Annotated in this window: 17 protein-coding genes and 1 riboswitch; of the genes, 10 read left to right on the plus strand and 7 right to left on the minus strand. The window is 74.9% G+C overall.

The features are described from left to right. Window positions 1–22 precede the first annotated feature (22 nt). Genes ACJTNH_RS09225 through ACJTNH_RS09235 form a run of 3 tightly spaced genes read right to left on the minus strand, consistent with a single transcriptional unit; the run spans window position 23 to window position 1,997 of the window. On the minus strand, window positions 23–646 hold the full coding sequence (locus ACJTNH_RS09225; protein WP_458174843.1) for an alpha/beta hydrolase family protein: 624 nt from the start codon (window positions 644–646) through the stop codon (window positions 23–25). Next, window positions 643–1,323, minus strand: a complete 681-nt coding sequence (locus tag ACJTNH_RS09230) for an HAD family hydrolase (protein ID WP_458174845.1) — start codon at window positions 1,321–1,323, stop codon at window positions 643–645. Before ACJTNH_RS09230 ends, ACJTNH_RS09225 begins: the two co-directional genes overlap by 4 nt. Beyond that, complete coding sequence (locus ACJTNH_RS09235; protein ID WP_458174847.1) at window positions 1,320–1,997, minus strand: DedA family protein; 678 nt, start codon at window positions 1,995–1,997, stop codon at window positions 1,320–1,322. The genes ACJTNH_RS09230 and ACJTNH_RS09235 overlap by 4 nt, the downstream gene beginning before the upstream one ends. Before the next feature lie 72 nt (window positions 1,998–2,069). Between ACJTNH_RS09235 and ACJTNH_RS09240 the strand changes: the two genes are divergently transcribed. After that, window positions 2,070–3,362, plus strand: a complete 1,293-nt coding sequence (locus ACJTNH_RS09240; protein WP_458174849.1) for an amidohydrolase family protein — start codon at window positions 2,070–2,072, stop codon at window positions 3,360–3,362. Window positions 3,363–3,424: 62 nt separating this feature from the next. On the opposite strand, the gene ACJTNH_RS09245 is transcribed toward ACJTNH_RS09240, so the two are convergent. Next, window positions 3,425–3,892, minus strand: coding sequence for a hypothetical protein (locus ACJTNH_RS09245; RefSeq protein ID WP_458174851.1), 468 nt, complete (start codon window positions 3,890–3,892; stop codon window positions 3,425–3,427). 122 nt (window positions 3,893–4,014) lie between these two features. After that, window positions 4,015–4,821 (minus strand): MBL fold metallo-hydrolase, encoded by an 807-nt coding sequence (locus ACJTNH_RS09250; protein WP_458174853.1) that lies wholly within the window; start codon window positions 4,819–4,821, stop codon window positions 4,015–4,017. A 165-nt stretch (window positions 4,822–4,986) separates the two neighbouring features. On the opposite strand from ACJTNH_RS09250, the gene ACJTNH_RS09255 reads away from it, so the two are divergent. The 3 genes from ACJTNH_RS09255 (at window position 4,987) to ACJTNH_RS09265 (ending at window position 8,384) form a co-directional block, all read left to right on the plus strand. Beyond that, window positions 4,987–5,325 (plus strand): UBP-type zinc finger domain-containing protein, encoded by a 339-nt coding sequence (locus tag ACJTNH_RS09255; RefSeq protein ID WP_458174855.1) that lies wholly within the window; start codon window positions 4,987–4,989, stop codon window positions 5,323–5,325. 76 nt (window positions 5,326–5,401) lie between these two features. Further along, a complete protein-coding gene (locus tag ACJTNH_RS09260) occupies window positions 5,402–6,913 on the plus strand; it encodes a TldD/PmbA family protein (protein WP_458174857.1) in 1,512 nt (503 codons plus the stop codon). A 79-nt stretch (window positions 6,914–6,992) separates the two neighbouring features. Beyond that, a complete protein-coding gene (locus ACJTNH_RS09265; RefSeq protein ID WP_458174859.1) occupies window positions 6,993–8,384 on the plus strand; it encodes a metallopeptidase TldD-related protein in 1,392 nt (463 codons plus the stop codon). 45 nt (window positions 8,385–8,429) lie between these two features. On the opposite strand, the gene ACJTNH_RS09270 is transcribed toward ACJTNH_RS09265, so the two are convergent. Beyond that, window positions 8,430–8,717 carry a hypothetical protein gene (locus ACJTNH_RS09270; RefSeq protein ID WP_458174861.1) on the minus strand — a complete coding sequence of 96 codons (288 nt, stop codon included), beginning with the start codon at window positions 8,715–8,717 and terminating at the stop codon, window positions 8,430–8,432. A gap of 153 nt (window positions 8,718–8,870) precedes the next feature. Next, a riboswitch (ZMP/ZTP riboswitch) is annotated at window positions 8,871–8,963 on the plus strand. Window positions 8,964–8,980: 17 nt separating this feature from the next. Between ACJTNH_RS09270 and ACJTNH_RS09275 the strand changes: the two genes are divergently transcribed. The 4 genes from ACJTNH_RS09275 (at window position 8,981) to ACJTNH_RS09290 (ending at window position 12,639) form a co-directional block, all read left to right on the plus strand. Continuing rightward, window positions 8,981–10,423, plus strand: a complete 1,443-nt coding sequence (locus ACJTNH_RS09275) for a glycine hydroxymethyltransferase (RefSeq protein WP_458174863.1) — start codon at window positions 8,981–8,983, stop codon at window positions 10,421–10,423. Between the two features lie 202 nt (window positions 10,424–10,625). Beyond that, window positions 10,626–10,931, plus strand: coding sequence for a hypothetical protein (locus tag ACJTNH_RS09280; RefSeq protein WP_458174865.1), 306 nt, complete (start codon window positions 10,626–10,628; stop codon window positions 10,929–10,931). A 91-nt stretch (window positions 10,932–11,022) separates the two neighbouring features. Next, a complete protein-coding gene (locus ACJTNH_RS09285) occupies window positions 11,023–11,502 on the plus strand; it encodes a hypothetical protein (protein WP_458174867.1) in 480 nt (159 codons plus the stop codon). A 132-nt stretch (window positions 11,503–11,634) separates the two neighbouring features. Beyond that, window positions 11,635–12,639, plus strand: a complete 1,005-nt coding sequence (locus ACJTNH_RS09290; RefSeq protein ID WP_458174869.1) for a C40 family peptidase — start codon at window positions 11,635–11,637, stop codon at window positions 12,637–12,639. 77 nt (window positions 12,640–12,716) lie between these two features. Here the strand turns inward: ACJTNH_RS09290 and ACJTNH_RS09295 are convergent, their stop codons facing one another. Next, the gene (locus tag ACJTNH_RS09295) at window positions 12,717–13,298 is read right to left on the minus strand and encodes a YdeI/OmpD-associated family protein (protein WP_458174871.1); all 582 of its coding nucleotides are present in this window, start codon (window positions 13,296–13,298) and stop codon (window positions 12,717–12,719) included. A gap of 122 nt (window positions 13,299–13,420) precedes the next feature. Here ACJTNH_RS09295 and ACJTNH_RS09300 point away from each other — a divergent pair, with 122 nt between their 5' ends. Both ACJTNH_RS09300 and ACJTNH_RS09305 read left to right on the plus strand, forming a co-directional pair. Next, window positions 13,421–14,173, plus strand: a complete 753-nt coding sequence (locus ACJTNH_RS09300; protein WP_458174873.1) for a histidine phosphatase family protein — start codon at window positions 13,421–13,423, stop codon at window positions 14,171–14,173. Further along, window positions 14,154–15,044, plus strand: coding sequence for an NAD(P)H-hydrate dehydratase (locus ACJTNH_RS09305; protein ID WP_458174875.1), 891 nt, complete (start codon window positions 14,154–14,156; stop codon window positions 15,042–15,044). Before ACJTNH_RS09300 ends, ACJTNH_RS09305 begins: the two co-directional genes overlap by 20 nt. Window positions 15,045–15,119 lie beyond the last annotated feature (75 nt).

Below are 15,119 nucleotides of genomic sequence, written 5' to 3' on the forward strand. Positions count from 1 at the left end.
TGCGGGGGGACGGCCCTGGGCCTCAGGCCGGAGGGAACGCCTGCAGCCAGTCCACGACGGCGGTGGCGACGGCGGCCGGGTCCTTCTTCAGGCCGTGGTCGCCGGGGACCGCCTGCACCCGCCCCGGGTGACCGGCGAGCGCGGTCTCGACCTCCGCCGGCCGCCCGAACGCGTCGGTCTCGCCCTGCACCACGAGCAGCGGGACGCCGACCTGCCGCAGCTCGGCGGCGCGGCTCTTCTCCGGCCTGCCCGGCGGGTGCAACGGGAACGCCAGCGTCACCACCCCGTCGGCGCCGACCGCGGCGGCGGTGCGGCAGGCGACGCGGGCGCCGGCGCTGCGGCCGCCGACGACGACCGGCCCGACGAGTGCGCCGTCGGCCTGCAGGTGGGTGAGCACCGCCGTCCAGCCCTCGTCCAGCCGGGCCGGTGCCGGGGCGATCCGCCGGCCGGCCACCACCCACGGCTGGTCGACCCGCAACACGGCCCAGCCGGCCGAGCAGGCGGCGTCCGCGACGGACAGCACGTCGGCGGTGCCGCTGCCGGCACCGGCGCCGTGGCCCAGCAGGAGGGTGCCGCGCACGTCGCCGTCCGGCGCGCTGCGGTGCACCTGGGCCGGGCCCAGCGGGGTGGGGAGGTGCCGGGTCACGCCGGGGGCAGCGCGAGCAGCGCCTCGACCACCTCGACCAGCGAGCTGCCCTGCACGTGCGGCGGGTCGTACACGTCGGCGAAGACCCGCTCCGAGCGGCCGCAGGTGAAGCCGGTGGTCAGGCCGGCGCGACCGGCGCCCAGCACGTCCCACGAGTGCGCCGCCACCATCGCCATCCGGTCCGGTGCCACGCCGCAGACCCCGGCCGCCCAGAGGTAGGCCTCTCGGGCGGGCTTCCACGCATGGATCGACTCGGAGGTCAGCGTCTGCTCCACCAGCGCGGTCAGCCCGCCCCGGGTGAGCCCCGCCTCGGCGACCCCGGACGACCCGTGGCTCAGCGTCACGACCCGGACGCCGGCACCGGTCAGCCGGCGGAACGCGGGCTCGACGTCCGGGTGCGGGGACAGCTCCATGAACGCGTCGGCCACCGCCGTGCACGCCGACGACGGCAGCCCGGTCACCTGGGCGACCGAGGCCTCGAACGCGGCCCGGAAGGGGAACCAGCTGCCGACCGCCGCACCGGCGAAGCCGGTCAGCAGGGCCCGGGAGAAGACGGCGGGCAGCTGGTCGGTCGAGCTGCCCTGCTCGGCCAGGGCCGCGCCGACCGGGGCGATGTCCAGCAGCGTCTCGTTGACGTCGAAGGCCACGACGTCCGGGCGGGTGCGCGGGTCGGTCACCCCTGGTCCTCGTGCTCCAGCGGGAGGTGCTGGCCCGCCTGCGGTGGGCGGCGGTACCGCCCGGTCACCTTCTTGTAGACGAACCAGGCCACGGCGATGACGACCACGGCCACCACCGCGTAGTCCAGGTAGTGCAGGTTGGCCTGCACGAAGTCGCCGGCGGCCACCCCCAGCCCGATCAGCAGGCAGTTCCACAGCAGGCTCCCGCCGGCGGTGAACAGCAGGAACTGCCAGAACGGCATCTTGACCACGCCCGCGGGCACCGAGACGAAGCTGCGCACGATCGGCACCATCCGGCCGAAGAAGACCGCGCCGCGCCCGTGCCGGGCGAACCACTCGAAGGAGCGGTCGACGTCGGCGGTCTCCACCAGCGGCAACCGGTCGAGGAACGCGTGCGAGCGGCGGGGCCCGAGCAGCCGGCCCACCCAGTAGAGGACGGTGGCGCCGGCGACGGAGCCGACGGTGGCCCAGATGATCACCGGGACGATCGACATCCGGCCGTCGTTGATCAGCACGCCGGCGGCCCCGAGCACGGCCTCGCTGGGGATCGGCGGGATGACCGTCTCGATGAGGATCGTCAGCCCGACGCCGAACGCGCCCAGCTTGTCGATGAGGTCGAGCAGGAAGCCGGTGATCCCGCCTTCGTCGGACGCAGCGGCGGCGAGGACGGACATGGCCCACACGGTAACGGCGCAGGCTGTGCGCCGTGCTGCTGGCGGGCCGGGGCGACCGTAGGGTCTGCAGCCATGGTGCAGCGCTTCTCGGCCCGCGCCGTCGTGGTCGGGGACCGCGCCGGCACCGTCGTCCCCGATGCCGTGCTGGACGTCGATGACGGCCTGATCACCTGGGTCGGCCCGGCCGCCGAGGCGCCGGAGGCACCCGACGCCGAGGTGACCGCGCTGCCCGGGGTGCTCACCCCGGGCATGGTCAACACCCACTCGCACGCGCCGATGGTGCTGTTCCGCGGTCAGGGCGAGGGGCTGCCGCTGGACCGCTGGCTCAACGAGGTCATGTGGCCGCGGGAGGCCCGGCTCACCCCCGAGGACGTCGAGGTCGCGATGACCGCGGCGTCGGCGGAGATGCTGCGGCACGGCGTCACCACCAGCGTGGAGATGTACTTCCACCCCGACCGGATGGCCGCCGCGGTGCGGCGCACCGGGGCGCGCGGGCTGATCACCCACGCGCTGATCGGCCTCCCCGGGTTCGGCTCGTTCGACGAGCAGCTGGCCACCGCGGCCGCGTCGGCCGGCACCGGCGACGACCAGGTGGAGTGGGGCATCGGCCCGCACTCGGCCTACACCGTGCCGCTGCCGGTGCTCACCCAGGCCGCCGAGGTGGCCCGCGAGCACGGGATGCTGCTGACCACCCACGTCGCGGAGACCGCCACGGAGGGCGCCGACCTGCTGGCCCAGCACGGCCAGAGCGTGCCGCAGCTGCTCGCCGCGCACGACGTGCTCGGCGGCCGGGTGCTGGGCGCCCACTGCGTGCACATGGACGACGGCGACCTGGAGCTGTGGCGCGAGTACGACGTCGCCGTGGCCCACTGCCCGGGCAGCAACACCAAGCTGGCCAGCGGCACCGCCCGGTTGCGGGACATGCTCGACCTGGGCATCCGCGTCGGCATGGGCACCGACGGCCCGGCGTCCAACGACAACCTGGACCTGTTCGAGGACCTGCGGCTGGCCGCCCAGCTGGCCCGGCTGCGCGAGCGGGACGCCACCGCGCTCACCGCGCCGGAGGCGTTCTGGCTGGCCACCGGCGGGGCGGCCGCGGCGATCGGCCGCGACGACCTCGGCCAGCTGACCGTCGGACGGCGCGCGGACCTGGTGCACGTGGACACCGACGACATCGCCTTCGTGCCGGTCGGCGACGTCACCGACCTGCTCACCCACCTGGTGTGGTCGGTCGGCTCCCGGCACGTCCGGGACACCTGGGTCGCCGGCCGGCAGGTGGTCCGGGACGGCATCTCGACCACGGTCGACGAGGCCGAGCTGTGCGCCGACGTGCAGACCCGGGCGATGCGCCTCGCCGGCCGCTGAACCGGGCCCGGGTCACCGCCGGGGTGCCCGGGAGGCGGCCCGCGTGAGCCCGGCGGCCGGGATCAGCCGCGTGTCCGGTCGTCGGTCCAGGTGTAGAGGTGGTCGCCCTGCAGGACGGTGACCCAGCCGTCGCACAGCTGGGCGCTGCTGCCGAGGTCCGGCCACCGTCCGCCGCCGTCCCAGGGCATGCCCACCTGGTCCAGTGCGGTGCAGTCCGCGGGCAGCGTCGTCCCGCTGGCCAGCGTCATGTCGGCCCGCACACTGCCGGCGTCGTCGCCGGCGGCGTCCCCGGGGCGGACCACGACGACGTCGGTGCCCACGTCGCGGGTCCAGTCCGGCACGTCGTCGCGGGGCGCGGCCTCGGCCGTGGCGTGGTCGGCGGTGTCGGTGTGCCCCTGCAGCTCGGCGAGCACCGCCCCCGGGCCCTGCACCCCCGCGGGCACGGTGACCGCGAGCGCGGCCGCACCCGCCCCGATCACCCCGAACAGCGCCGTCACCGCGCCGAGGACGACCTTCTTCGTGCTGACCACCGGGTGCCTCCACTCGTTCCCGCCACCGTTCGGTGGCAGGAACAGCGTCGGGCCGGACGTCGTCAGCCGTCGTCGGCCCGCGGGGTGATCTGCCCAGCTCGGCGGGTCGTCCCCGGGGTGGATCAGGCGCGCAGCGAGACCGTCTGACCGCGGCCCACGGTGCGGATCTCGCCCGGCGCCCGGCGGGCGGCCACCTCGGCGACGAAGTCGCCCAGCGGGCTCTTGAACAGGCCGTAGTCGTCGTAGTGCACCGGCACGGTCACCGGGGGCGTGAGCAGCTCGACCAGGTCGGCGCCCTGCCGGGCGTCCATGGTCACGGTGATGCCGGCGACCTTGGTGCCGCCCAGGTGCGGGACCATCGCGTCGAGCGGCCCGCACCGCTGCAGCACCTCGCCGAGCACCGGGCGGAAGAGGGTGTCGCCGCTGACGTACCCGCGCCAGGTCACCTGCCCGCCGCGGACCAGCTCCAGCACGCTGCCCATCACCTGCGGCAGCAGCCGGGCCAGCGGTCCGGGGCCGTGCACGCCCGGGACGCTGGTCACCCGCAGGGTGTCGGTGCCCCGGCTGAGCTCGTGAGTCTGCCAGGAGCGCAGGTCCGCCGTCGCGGTGAAGCCCCGCTTCGCCAGGCAGCCGGCGGCCTCCGGGGTGGTCACCACCGGCGTCTCCTTCGGCAGCGCCTTCGTGGCCACCCGGTCCCAGTGGTCGCCGTGCATGTGGCTGAGCAGGACGGCGTCCAGCGCCGGCAGCTGCGCCGGGAGCAGGGCCGGGTCGGTCAGCCGCCGGCTGCGCAGCCCGTAGCCCAGGTGCGCCCACTGGCCGCGGTGCAGGAAGTTCGGGTCGGTCAGCAGGGTGAACGGCCCGATCCGCAGCAGCGTCGTGGCGGTGCCGCCGAAGGTGAGCGTGACGTCGTCGTCCCCGGGTGCGGTCATGCGTCGCGGGTTACCCCTCGGGCGGGCGTCCGCAACCGGTCGGTGTGCGCGCATCGTCGGTCCGGCGCCCTGGGACCAGCAGTACCTGCACAGCGGCGTCGTTGCCCTCGTCGCCCCCGGCGGGGCACGATCACCGCGCCCGGACGACGGACCCGAGGAGCCCCGATGGACCAGATCGACCCGACCGTGCCGCCGAGCGGCGCCGGGTGCCTCGAGTGCGACCGCAGCGGCGGTTGGTGGCTGCACCTGCGCCGCTGCGCCGCCTGCGGGCAGGTCGGGTGCTGCGACTCCTCGCCGTCCCAGCACGCGTCGCACCACGCCGCGGACACCGGCCACCGCATCGCGCAGAGCTACGAGCCGGGCGAGGACTGGTTCTGGGACTACGGCGCCGAGCAGTTCGGTGCCGGCCCGGTGCTCGCCCCACCGCACGCGCGGCCGGCAGGTCAGCCGGTGCCCGGTCCCGCCGGCCGGGTGCCGGCCGACTGGCAGCGGCACCTGCACTGACGTCACCCAGGGGGATCTGTAGCGCGGCTCAGCAACTCCGGTGCGTCCCGTCGGCGCGGGCTGGTAGACACGACCCGTGGCACAGCCCCGTTCCGTCGACGAGTCCTTCCTCGCCCTGCCGCTGTCCGCGCTCGCCGAGGCCGCGCTGACCCGGGCGACCGACCTGGGCTGCGAGCACGCCGACCTGCGGGTCGAGCGGATCCGCACCCAGACCGTGCGGCTGCGCGACGCCCGGCTGGAGGCCCTCGCCGACGGGGAGGACCTCGGCCTCGCCGTCCGGGTGGTGCACGAGGGCACCTGGGGTTTCGCCGCCGGCGTCGTCCTCACCGCGGCCGAGGCGGTGCGGCTGGCCGAGGAGGCCGTCGCGGTCGCCCAGGTGTCGGCGGCGATGAACACCGACCGGGTCGAGCTGGCGCCCGAGCCCAGCCACGACGGGGAGTGGGTCTCGGCCTACGAGGTCGACCCGTTCGCCGTCCCGGACGCGGAGAAGACCGCGCTGCTCACCGAGCTCTCCGAGCGGCTGCTGGCCGCCGACGGCGTCGAGCACGTGCAGACCAGCGTCATGCAGGTCAAGGAGCAGAAGTTCTACGCCGACACGGCCGGCACCCGCACCCGGCAGCAGCGCGTGCGGGTGCACCCGGAGTTCACCGCGCTCACCGTCGACCGCAGCACCGGCAGCTTCGAGTCGATGCGCACGCTGGCCCCACCGGTGGGTCGCGGCTGGGAGTACCTGACCGGTGCGGGGTGGGACTGGCGCGGTGAGCTCGCCGAGCTGCCCGAGCTGCTGCGCGAGAAGGTCAAGGCCCCCTCGGTCGACCCCGGCCGCTACGACCTGGTCGTCGACCCCTCCAACCTGTGGCTGACCATCCACGAGTCGGTCGGCCACGCCACCGAGCTCGACCGCGCGCTGGGCTACGAGGCCGCCTACGCCGGCACGTCGTTCGCCACCGTCGACAAGCTGGGCACCCTGCAGTACGGGTCGCCGCTGATGAACGTCACCGGTGACCGCACCGCCGAGCACGGCCTGTCCACCGTGGGCTGGGACGACGAGGGCGTCGCCGGCCAGCAGTGGGACCTCGTCCGCGACGGGGTGCTGGTCGGCTACCAGGTCGATCGCAACATGGCGCGGCTGCGCGGGATGGAGCGCTCCAACGGCTGCGCGTTCGCCGACTCCGCGGCCCACGTGCCGGTGCAGCGGATGGCGAACGTCTCCCTGCAGCCGGTGCCCGACGGCCCCTCGACCGAGGAGATCATCGGCGGGGTCGAGCGCGGCGTCTACGTGGTCGGCGACAACAGCTGGTCGATCGACATGCAGCGCTACAACTTCCAGTTCACCGGGCAGCGGTTCTACCGGATCGAGGGCGGCAAGCTGGCCGGTCAGCTCCGAGACGTCGCCTACCAGGCGACGACCACCGACTTCTGGGGCTCGATGACGGCGGTCGGCGGGCCGCAGACCTACGTCCTCGGCGGGGCGTTCAACTGCGGCAAGGCCCAGCCCGGTCAGGTGGCCCCGGTCAGCCACGGCTGCCCGACCGCGCTGTTCGAGAACACGACCATCCTCAACACGAAGCAGGAGGGTGGGCGATGAGCCGGTACCCCGGCCGGCGAGCGTCAGCGAGTCGGCGAGTGAGCACCGCAGCGAGCGCCGGCGAGCGAGGAGCGGAGCGATGAGCGGCAGGGTGTCCCCGCAGGAGATCGTCGAGCGGGCGCTGGCGGCGTCGCAGGCCGACGGCGCAGTCGTCTACGTCACCGACAGCTCCGAGGCAAACCTCCGCTGGGCGAGCAACAGCCTGACCACCAACGGGGCCATGCGCTCGCGGCAGGTGGTCGTCGTCTCCTTCGTCGACGGCGGCTCGGGCATGGCCAGCGGCACGGTCGCCCGCACCGGCACCCCGGACGTCGCCGAGCTGGTGCGGCAGAGCGAGCAGGCCGCCCGGGACGCCGGCCCCGCCGAGGACGCCGTGCCGCTGATCAGCGAGGCGCCACCCGGCTCCGGCGACTGGGACGCGCCGGCCGCGACCACCTCCATCGACGTCTTCGGCGACTTCTCCCCTGCCCTCGGTGAGGCCTTCGGCGACGCCCGCAGCCGCGACCAGCTGCTGTTCGGCTTCGCCGAGCACCAGATGGCCACCACCTGGCTGGGCACCTCCACCGGGCTGCGGCTGCGGCACGACCAGCCCACCGGCCGGGTCGAGCTGAACGGCAAGAGCGCCGACTTCGGCCGCTCGGTGTGGGCGGGGGTGGGCACCCGCGACTTCACCGACGTCTCGGTGGCCGACCTCGCCGCCGAGATCCAGCAGAAGATGGCCTGGTCGGCCCGCCGCATCGACCTGCCGGCCGGGCGGTACGAGACGCTGCTGCCGCCGTCCACGGTCAGCGACCTGATGATCGTGGCCTACTGGTCGATGGAGGCCCGGGACGCCGACGAGGGCCGCAGCGTCTACGCCAAGGCCGGCGGCGGCAACCGGATCGGCGAGCGGCTGGCCCAGCTGCCGCTGACCCTGCGCAGCGACCCGCACGCCCCCGGGTTGGAGACCTCACCGTTCCAGGTGGTCGGCGGCTCGTCGGGCAGCGCGTCGGTGTTCGACAACGGCATGGCCACCCCCGCCGTCGACTGGATCTCCGGCGGGGTGCTCACCAACCTCATCCGGCCGCGCGCCTGGGCGCTGAAGACCACCGCACCGGCGACCGCCGCACTGGACAACCTGGTGCTCGAGTGCCCGGATGCCACCGCCACCCAGGCGGAGATGATCGCCCGCACCGAGCGCGGCCTGCTGCTCACCACGCTCTGGTACATCCGGGAGGTCGACCCGCAGACCCTGCTGGTCACCGGCCTCACCCGCGACGGCGTCTTCCTGGTGGAGGGCGGCGAGGTCACCGGCGCGGTGAACAACTTCCGGTTCAACGAGTCGCCGGTCGACCTGCTGGGCCGGGCCACCGAGGCCGGCCGTACCGAGCGGACGCTGCCCCGGGAGTGGAACGACTGGTTCACCCGCACGGCGATGCCGATGCTCCGGGTGCCCGACTTCAACATGAGCTCGGTCAGCCCGGCGAGCTGACCGTCGGCCGGGGCGCCCTGGTGGGCACCCCGGCCGAGCAACGGGTCAGCGCTGGTCGCGGCCGGTCTGCCCCGGGTCCGGGGAGTTCGTGGCCACCGCCGGGTCGACCGGGTTGCCGGTCGCCTCGGGCCCGACCTCGTCGGGGTCCGGTGTGCGGAACGGGGTGTCGCTCTGCGGGGCCGCGCCGGCCTCGTCGGCCTGCTCGGGGGCATCGGGCTCCTCCCCGCCGATGCCGAAACCCTCCGCGGGCGGCGGGGAGCCCTGGCCGGCGTCCGCAGCGGGGATGCCCTGGTCGTCGTTGCTGGGCTGGACCGGGTCGAACGGTGCGCTCATGGACATGGCCCCGCCCTACCCCGGCCCGGCCGTCACGTCACCTCCGACGCTTGAGCGCTGCCCTCCGTGGGGGGCAGCGCTCAAGCGTTCGGTGGACAGCCTTCGGGCGGCGTCCGGCGCGCTGGTGCACCCGGCAGTCGGCTCGCTAGGCTCGCCGTGGGCCGTGACTGGCGCATCGCAGGTGGGAACGACCACCGGGGAGCGGCCTCGTCGACCTGACGTCTGCCGCGCGCCTGGGCTCCCGTCGCGATCGAGGAGACCCCGTGACCAGCACCGTCACCCGCGAGACCGCCGCCTTCGCCAGCGCCCTGGACGTCATCGCCCAGGTCGAGCCACGGGTGGCCGAGGCGATCGGGCAGGAGCTCGCCGACCAGCGCTCGAGCCTGAAGCTGATCGCCAGCGAGAACTACGCCTCGCCGGCCGTGCTGCTGGCGATGGGCAACTGGTTCAGCGACAAGTACGCCGAGGGCACCCCCGGGCGCCGGTTCTACGCCGCCTGCCAGAACGTCGACACCGTGGAGCGGCTGGCCGCCGAGCACGCCCGCGAGCTGTTCGGTGCCGACCACGCCTACGTCCAGCCGCACTCGGGCATCGACGCGAACCTGGTCGCCTTCTGGTCGATCCTGGCCCACCGGGTGGAGACCCCTGCGCTGGCCGAGGCCGGGGTGAAGAACGTCGACGCGCTCACCGACGCCGACTGGGCCCGGCTGCGCCGGGCGCTGGGTGACCAGCGGATGCTGGGCATGTCGCTGGACGCCGGCGGGCACCTCACCCACGGCTTCCGGCCGAACATCTCCGGGAAGATGTTCGAGCAGTCCAGCTACGGCACCGACCCGGCCACCGGGCTCATCGACTACGCCGCGCTGCGCGAGCGGGCGCGGGAGTTCCGGCCGCTGGTGCTGGTCGCCGGCTACTCCGCCTACCCGCGCCGGGTCGACTTCGCCGCCATGCGGGAGATCGCCGACGAGGTGGGCGCCACGCTCCTGGTGGACATGGCGCACTTCGCCGGGCTGGTCGCCGGGAAGGTGCTCACCGGTGACTTCGACCCGGTGCCGCACGCCGACGTGGTCACAACCACCACGCACAAGTCGCTGCGCGGGCCGCGCGGCGGCATGGTGCTGTGCACCGAGGGGTACGCGCCGTCGGTCGACCGGGGCTGCCCGATGGTGCTCGGCGGCCCGCTGCCCCAGGTGATGGCCGCCAAGGCGGTGGCGCTGGCCGAGGCGCGGCGCCCGGAGTTCGCCGGCTACGCCGAGCAGGTCGTGGACAACGCCCGGGCGCTGGCCGAGCAGCTGCTGCGCCGCGGCGCCCGGCTGGTCACCGGCGGCACCGACAACCACCTGGTCCTGGTGGACGTCGGTGGCTTCGGGCTCACCGGGCGGCAGGCGGAGGCGGCCCTGCTGGACGCCGGCCTGGTCACCAACCGCAACTCCGTGCCGGCCGACCCGAACGGCCCCTGGTACACCAGCGGCATCCGGCTGGGCACCCCGGCGCTGACCACCCGCGGGCTGCGGGAGAGCGAGCTGGCCGAGGTCGGCGACCTGCTGGTCGACGTCCTCACCGCCACCCGGCCCGACGGCGACTCGAAGGTGCGCTACCAGCTCGACGCCGCGGTGGCCGAGCGGGTGCGGGCCCGGGCGACCGAGCTGGTCGAGGCCCACCCGCTCTACCCGGAGGTGGCCCTGGACCTGGGCGGACGCGGCTGACCCACGGGCACGGCCGGGGTGGGAGGTGCGTGCGGGGCCGGTGGAACGGGCGCGCCCGGTGGTGCGGTTGTGCACGACAGAATCGGAGAACCGCGTTTCATGCCCCGGTGGCGCGGACATGAAACACGGTTCCTGTCTACTTCTCCCCGAACGCCGAACACGACCCCCTGCCTCCGCGGCAGGACGGCGAGGGGAGACCGACATGTCGTACCGCCAGAAGCCCTCCATCTTCCAGCTCGGCCGGGTGCACGAGAACGGCCCGGCCGTGATCGTCTCGGGCTGGGGGCTGGGCATGTGCGCCTCGTCGTGCCGATGCCACCGCAACCCCGAGGACGGTCAGCTCGCCCTCGCCGAGGACCAGGCCGGCGGCAGCCTCGGGCTGCGCAGCTTCTCCGCCACCGGCACCTGCGACTGCTGCGAGGCCTGGACGTCGGCCGAGCTCGCCGCGATCCTGCGCGACGTCGCCGCGGTCGAGGCGCTGGAGTCCTCCGAGCCCGCCGCGGGCTGACCGCCACCAGCACCGGACGAGCCGTCCACCGGGGAACCGGTGGGCGGCTCGTCGTCTTTGCCGGGTCGACCGCGGGGGTAGGCCGCAGCCCATGTGGGGACGAGCAGCGGTGCGTGGTGCGGTGGCGGGGCTGGCCGGCGTGGCGGTGATGACCGCCGGGGAGAAGCTGGAGCAGCAGGTCACCGGGCGGCCGAACTCCTACGTCCCGGCCCGGACGCTGACCGCGCTCGCCACCGGCCGGCGGCTGCCGGGCTCCGCCCGCCCGCCGGTGCGCAACCACCTCATGCACTGGGGCACCGGAGCCGCCGTCGGCGCGCTGCGCGGCGTCTGGTCCGCCGCCGGCCTGCGCGGGGTGCGCGCCTCGGCCTGGTTCACCCCGTTGCGGCTGGCCGTCGACCAGACGCTGGAGAACGTCACCGGCGTCGGGTCCCCGCCGTGGACGTGGTCGCGCCGGGACCAGGTCGTCGACGTCCTGCACAAGACCGTGTACTCCCTCGCCACCGGCGCCGTCGCCGACCGGCTCGTCAGTGACGCACGGGGCCGGAGTGGCGCACGAGGCCTCTGGGACTGAGCAGGTCAGCGGACCGATCGTCCCCCGGCGCGGCGGTGTCATCGCCTCGCAGCCGTCTCCTTACCTTCCGTTCCGACGCGCGCGGGACGTGTCGCCCCTCCCCGGGCGCGACGCGCGCACTCGGAGGTTCCGGTGACTCGTACGACCACGCGACAGGGGTGGACCCGTGCTGCCGCGCTCGCGCTGAGCGCCGGGGCCTGCGTCGCGCTTCTCCCCACGGCGGCCTCGGCCGCCCCCACGACCGCCGCGCAGGCCCGGCAGGCGGTCACCGAGACCGGCCAGAAGCTCAGCGCGCTCGACGAGCAGGTGCACGAGGCGACCGCCGCCGCGGAGCAGCAGCAGGCCGCGGCCGCCGCCGCCGCCGGTGCCGCCGCCCAGGCGCAGGCGCAGCTGGACGCGATGGAGCCGCAGCTGCGGTCCATCGCCCAGACCGGCATGGTCGGCACCACCCGTGGCCGGCTCGCCGCCTTCCTGACCAGCGGGTCGGCCGACGACCTCATCGCGCAGATGAGCACCCTCGACCAGCTCGCCTCGCACGCCGACACGGTGGTCGCCCAGGCGGCCGCCGCCCGCGCCGCCGCCGACCAGGCCCAGGCCGACGCCGTTGCCGCGGCCGCCGCCGCCGATGCCGCGGCCGCCGACCTGGAGGCCCAGAAGGAGCAGCTGGAAGACGAGCTGGCCGGCTACCAGGCCGACTTCGCCCGGCTCTCGGCCACCGACCAGGTGCGGGTGCACAACGTGCTCTCCGGCCCTGACGTCACCGCCGCCCCCGCGCCCGCCCCCACCGCGGCCGCCGGCGTCGCCGTGCAGACCGCGCTCGCCCAGGTCGGCGACATGTACCTGCCCGGCGGCAGTGGCCCCGACCGGTTCGACTGCTCCGGTCTCACCCAGTACGCCTACGCCGCGGCGGGCATCTCGCTGCCGCACTCCAGCCGCGCTCAGTCCGGCATCGGCGTCCCGGTCTCCCGTGCCGAGCTGCAGCCCGGCGACCTGGTCTTCTTCTACTCGCCGATCAGCCACGTGGGCATGTACATCGGCAACGGCCAGATGGTGCACGCCAGCGTCACCGGCAAGCCGGTCGCGGTGACCAGCGTGGACAAGGGCGGCTACGTCAGCGCCCGCCGCGTCACCGGCTGAGGAAGGCCCCCGCTGTCGGCCTCGCTGCAGGGGCCCGCCGCGAGCTTGCGAGTGGTGGGGGGCAGCGAGGTCCTTCGTCACTCGTGGATGCGGCGGCCCTCGGCGAGGAGCTGGACGGCGGCGGCGATCCGCTTGGCGCGCGTCTGCGGTGAGGCCGCGGTGTGCACCCGCCAGAGGACGGCGTAGCGGTTCGCCCCGTCGAGCTCGGCGAAGGCCTGCTGCGCGGCGGGCTCCGCGGCCAGTGCGGCGGCCAGGTCGTCGGGCACGGTGATCGTGGCCGGGCCGGCGTAGGCGCGGTCCCACCGGCCGTCGGCCTGGGCGGCCTCCACTGCGGCCAGCCCGGCCGGGCGCATCCGGCCGTCGGCGATCAGCCGGCCGACCGAGGTGACGTTCTTCTGCGACCACACGCTCCTGGGGCGCCGTGGCGTGTACCGGACGGTGAACCAGTCGTCGTCCACCCGGTTGGCGCGGCCGTCGATCCAGCCGTGGCACAGTGCGACCTCCACCGCCTCCGCGGCGGTGAGCGACGGGATGCCCGAGGACTTCTTGGCGATCCGCAGGAACAGCCCCGGCGCCCGGTCGTGCTCGGCGGCCAGCCACTCGTCGAACTCCGCCGCGGTGGCGAACGCCCGGGTCTCGAAGGTGCTCTCGTCGGCCACCCGGTCATCGTGCGCAGTCGGCCGGGCGACGTCCAGAGGTCGCGGTTTGGTCGCGGAGGTGGTCGGCTACCGCTGACCGGACGGCGCTCAGCAGGGGCGCTCCACGAGGAGACGGGACGGCGATGGCACAGGCACCCGGGCCGCAGGCGCTCTGGCTGGTGCGACACGGCGAGAGCCTGGGCAACCTGGCCGACGCGCAGGCGCACGAGACCGGCTCGGGGCGGCTGCAGCTCGACGTCCGCGACCCCGACGTCCCGCTGTCGGAGACCGGCGAGCAGCAGGCCGACGCGCTGGGTGCCTGGCTGGCCGGGCTCCCGGCGGACCAGCGGCCGACCACCGTGCTCAGCTCACCGTTCACCCGGGCCCTGGACACCGCCGAGCGGGCGGTGGCGGCGAGTGGGCTGGACCTGACGATCCGGCACGACGAGCGGCTGCGCGAACGCGACTTCGGGGTGTTCGACGGGATGACCCGGACGGGGATCCGCGCGGAGCACCCGGAGGAGGCCGAGCGCCGGGAGCTGCTGGGCAAGTTCTACTACCGGCCGCCGGGTGGGGAGAGCTGGGCCGACGTGGCCCTGCGGGTGCGCAGCCTGCTGGCCACCGAGGCGCTGCGGCACGACGGCGACCGGCTGCTCTGCGTCGCGCACCAGGCGGTGATCATGGTGTTCCGGTACGTGCTCGAGGAGCTCACCGAGCAGCAGCTGCTGGAGATCGACCGCACCGAGCAGGTCGCCAACACCTCGGTCACCCGCTACGAGCTCGCCGAGGGCGGGCGCTTCGCCCTCCTCGGCTTCAACGACGTCCACCACCTGACCGACGACCGGGACGCCGGTGCGCCCGTGACCGAGGAGTCCGATGTCCCGTCCCCGGCCTGACAGCACGCTCGTCACCCCCCAGGTGCTCCGCGGCTGGCGGCTGCCCGAGCCGACCGGCGGCAAGGAGGCCCGCGGCTCGATCCTGGTGGTCGGCGGCAGCACCGAGACGGTCGGCGCGGTGCTGCTGGCCGCAGAGGCGGCGCTGCGGTCGGGCGCGGGGAAGCTGCAGGTCGTCGTCCCCTCGAAGGTCGCCCCGCACGTCTCCATCTCGCTGCCGGAGGCGCTGGTCAGGGGCGTCCCGTCCACCGAGGCCGGCGCGATCAAGGGCGACTCGGCCGAGCTGTTCCTCGACCTCGCGCAGCGCGCCTCGGCGGTGCTGATCGGGCCGGGGATGGCCGACGAGCCGGAGACCCGGGAGCTGGTGGAGCGGCTGCTGCCCGAGCTGGACGGCCCGGTCGCGCTGGACGCGCTCGGGCTGGCCGCGGTCACCGCCGACCCCAGCTGCCTGCGGCACCTGGGGAGCCGGGTGGTGCTCACGCCGAACCCGATGGAGCTGGCCATCGCGTTGCACGTGGAACAGGACGAGGTGGACGACGACCCGGCCGGCGCCGCCCAGCGGCTCGCCGAGCAGGCCCAGGCCACGGTCGGCCTCGGCGGCGCGACCAGCTGGGTCGCCGCGCCCGACGGCCGGCTCTGGGTGGACGAGAGCGGCGGTGCGGGGCTCGGCGTGTCCGGCTCGGGCGACGTGCGCGCCGGCGTGGTGGCCGGGCTGCTGGCCCGCGGCGCCGACCCCGAGCAGGCCGCGGTGTGGGCCGCCCACCTGCACGGCCGGGCGGGCGAGCGGCTGGCCGCCGGCGTGGGCCGGCTGGGCTTCCTGGCCCGGGAGCTGCCGCCGGAGATCCCGCGGGTGATCGCGGAGGTCGACCTCTGACCGGGATGTGAAGGGTGCTTGACAGGGTGGTCGGCGGCTGGTCGACTGCGCATGTCAAGCACGCTTGTCACCCGG

The sequence above is a fragment of the Modestobacter lacusdianchii genome, assembly GCF_054177765.1.

Bases quoted from the DNA above. Each gene is read 5' to 3' on its own strand.
- ACJTNH_RS09235 (WP_458174847.1), bottom strand. From the start codon at position 1,997: ATGTCCGTCCTCGCCGCCGCTGCGTCCGACGAAGGCGGGATCACCGGC.
- ACJTNH_RS09240 (WP_458174849.1), top strand. From the start codon at position 2,070: ATGGTGCAGCGCTTCTCGGCCCGCGCCGTCGTGGTCGGGGACCGCGCC.
- ACJTNH_RS09250 (WP_458174853.1), bottom strand. From the start codon at position 4,821: ATGACCGCACCCGGGGACGACGACGTCACGCTCACCTTCGGCGGCACC.
- ACJTNH_RS09255 (WP_458174855.1), top strand. From the start codon at position 4,987: ATGGACCAGATCGACCCGACCGTGCCGCCGAGCGGCGCCGGGTGCCTC.
- ACJTNH_RS09265 (WP_458174859.1), top strand. From the start codon at position 6,993: ATGAGCGGCAGGGTGTCCCCGCAGGAGATCGTCGAGCGGGCGCTGGCG.
- ACJTNH_RS09270 (WP_458174861.1), bottom strand. From the start codon at position 8,717: ATGAGCGCACCGTTCGACCCGGTCCAGCCCAGCAACGACGACCAGGGC.
- ACJTNH_RS09280 (WP_458174865.1), top strand. From the start codon at position 10,626: ATGTCGTACCGCCAGAAGCCCTCCATCTTCCAGCTCGGCCGGGTGCAC.
- ACJTNH_RS09285 (WP_458174867.1), top strand. From the start codon at position 11,023: ATGTGGGGACGAGCAGCGGTGCGTGGTGCGGTGGCGGGGCTGGCCGGC.
- ACJTNH_RS09300 (WP_458174873.1), top strand. From the start codon at position 13,421: ATGGCACAGGCACCCGGGCCGCAGGCGCTCTGGCTGGTGCGACACGGC.
- ACJTNH_RS09305 (WP_458174875.1), top strand. From the start codon at position 14,154: ATGTCCCGTCCCCGGCCTGACAGCACGCTCGTCACCCCCCAGGTGCTC.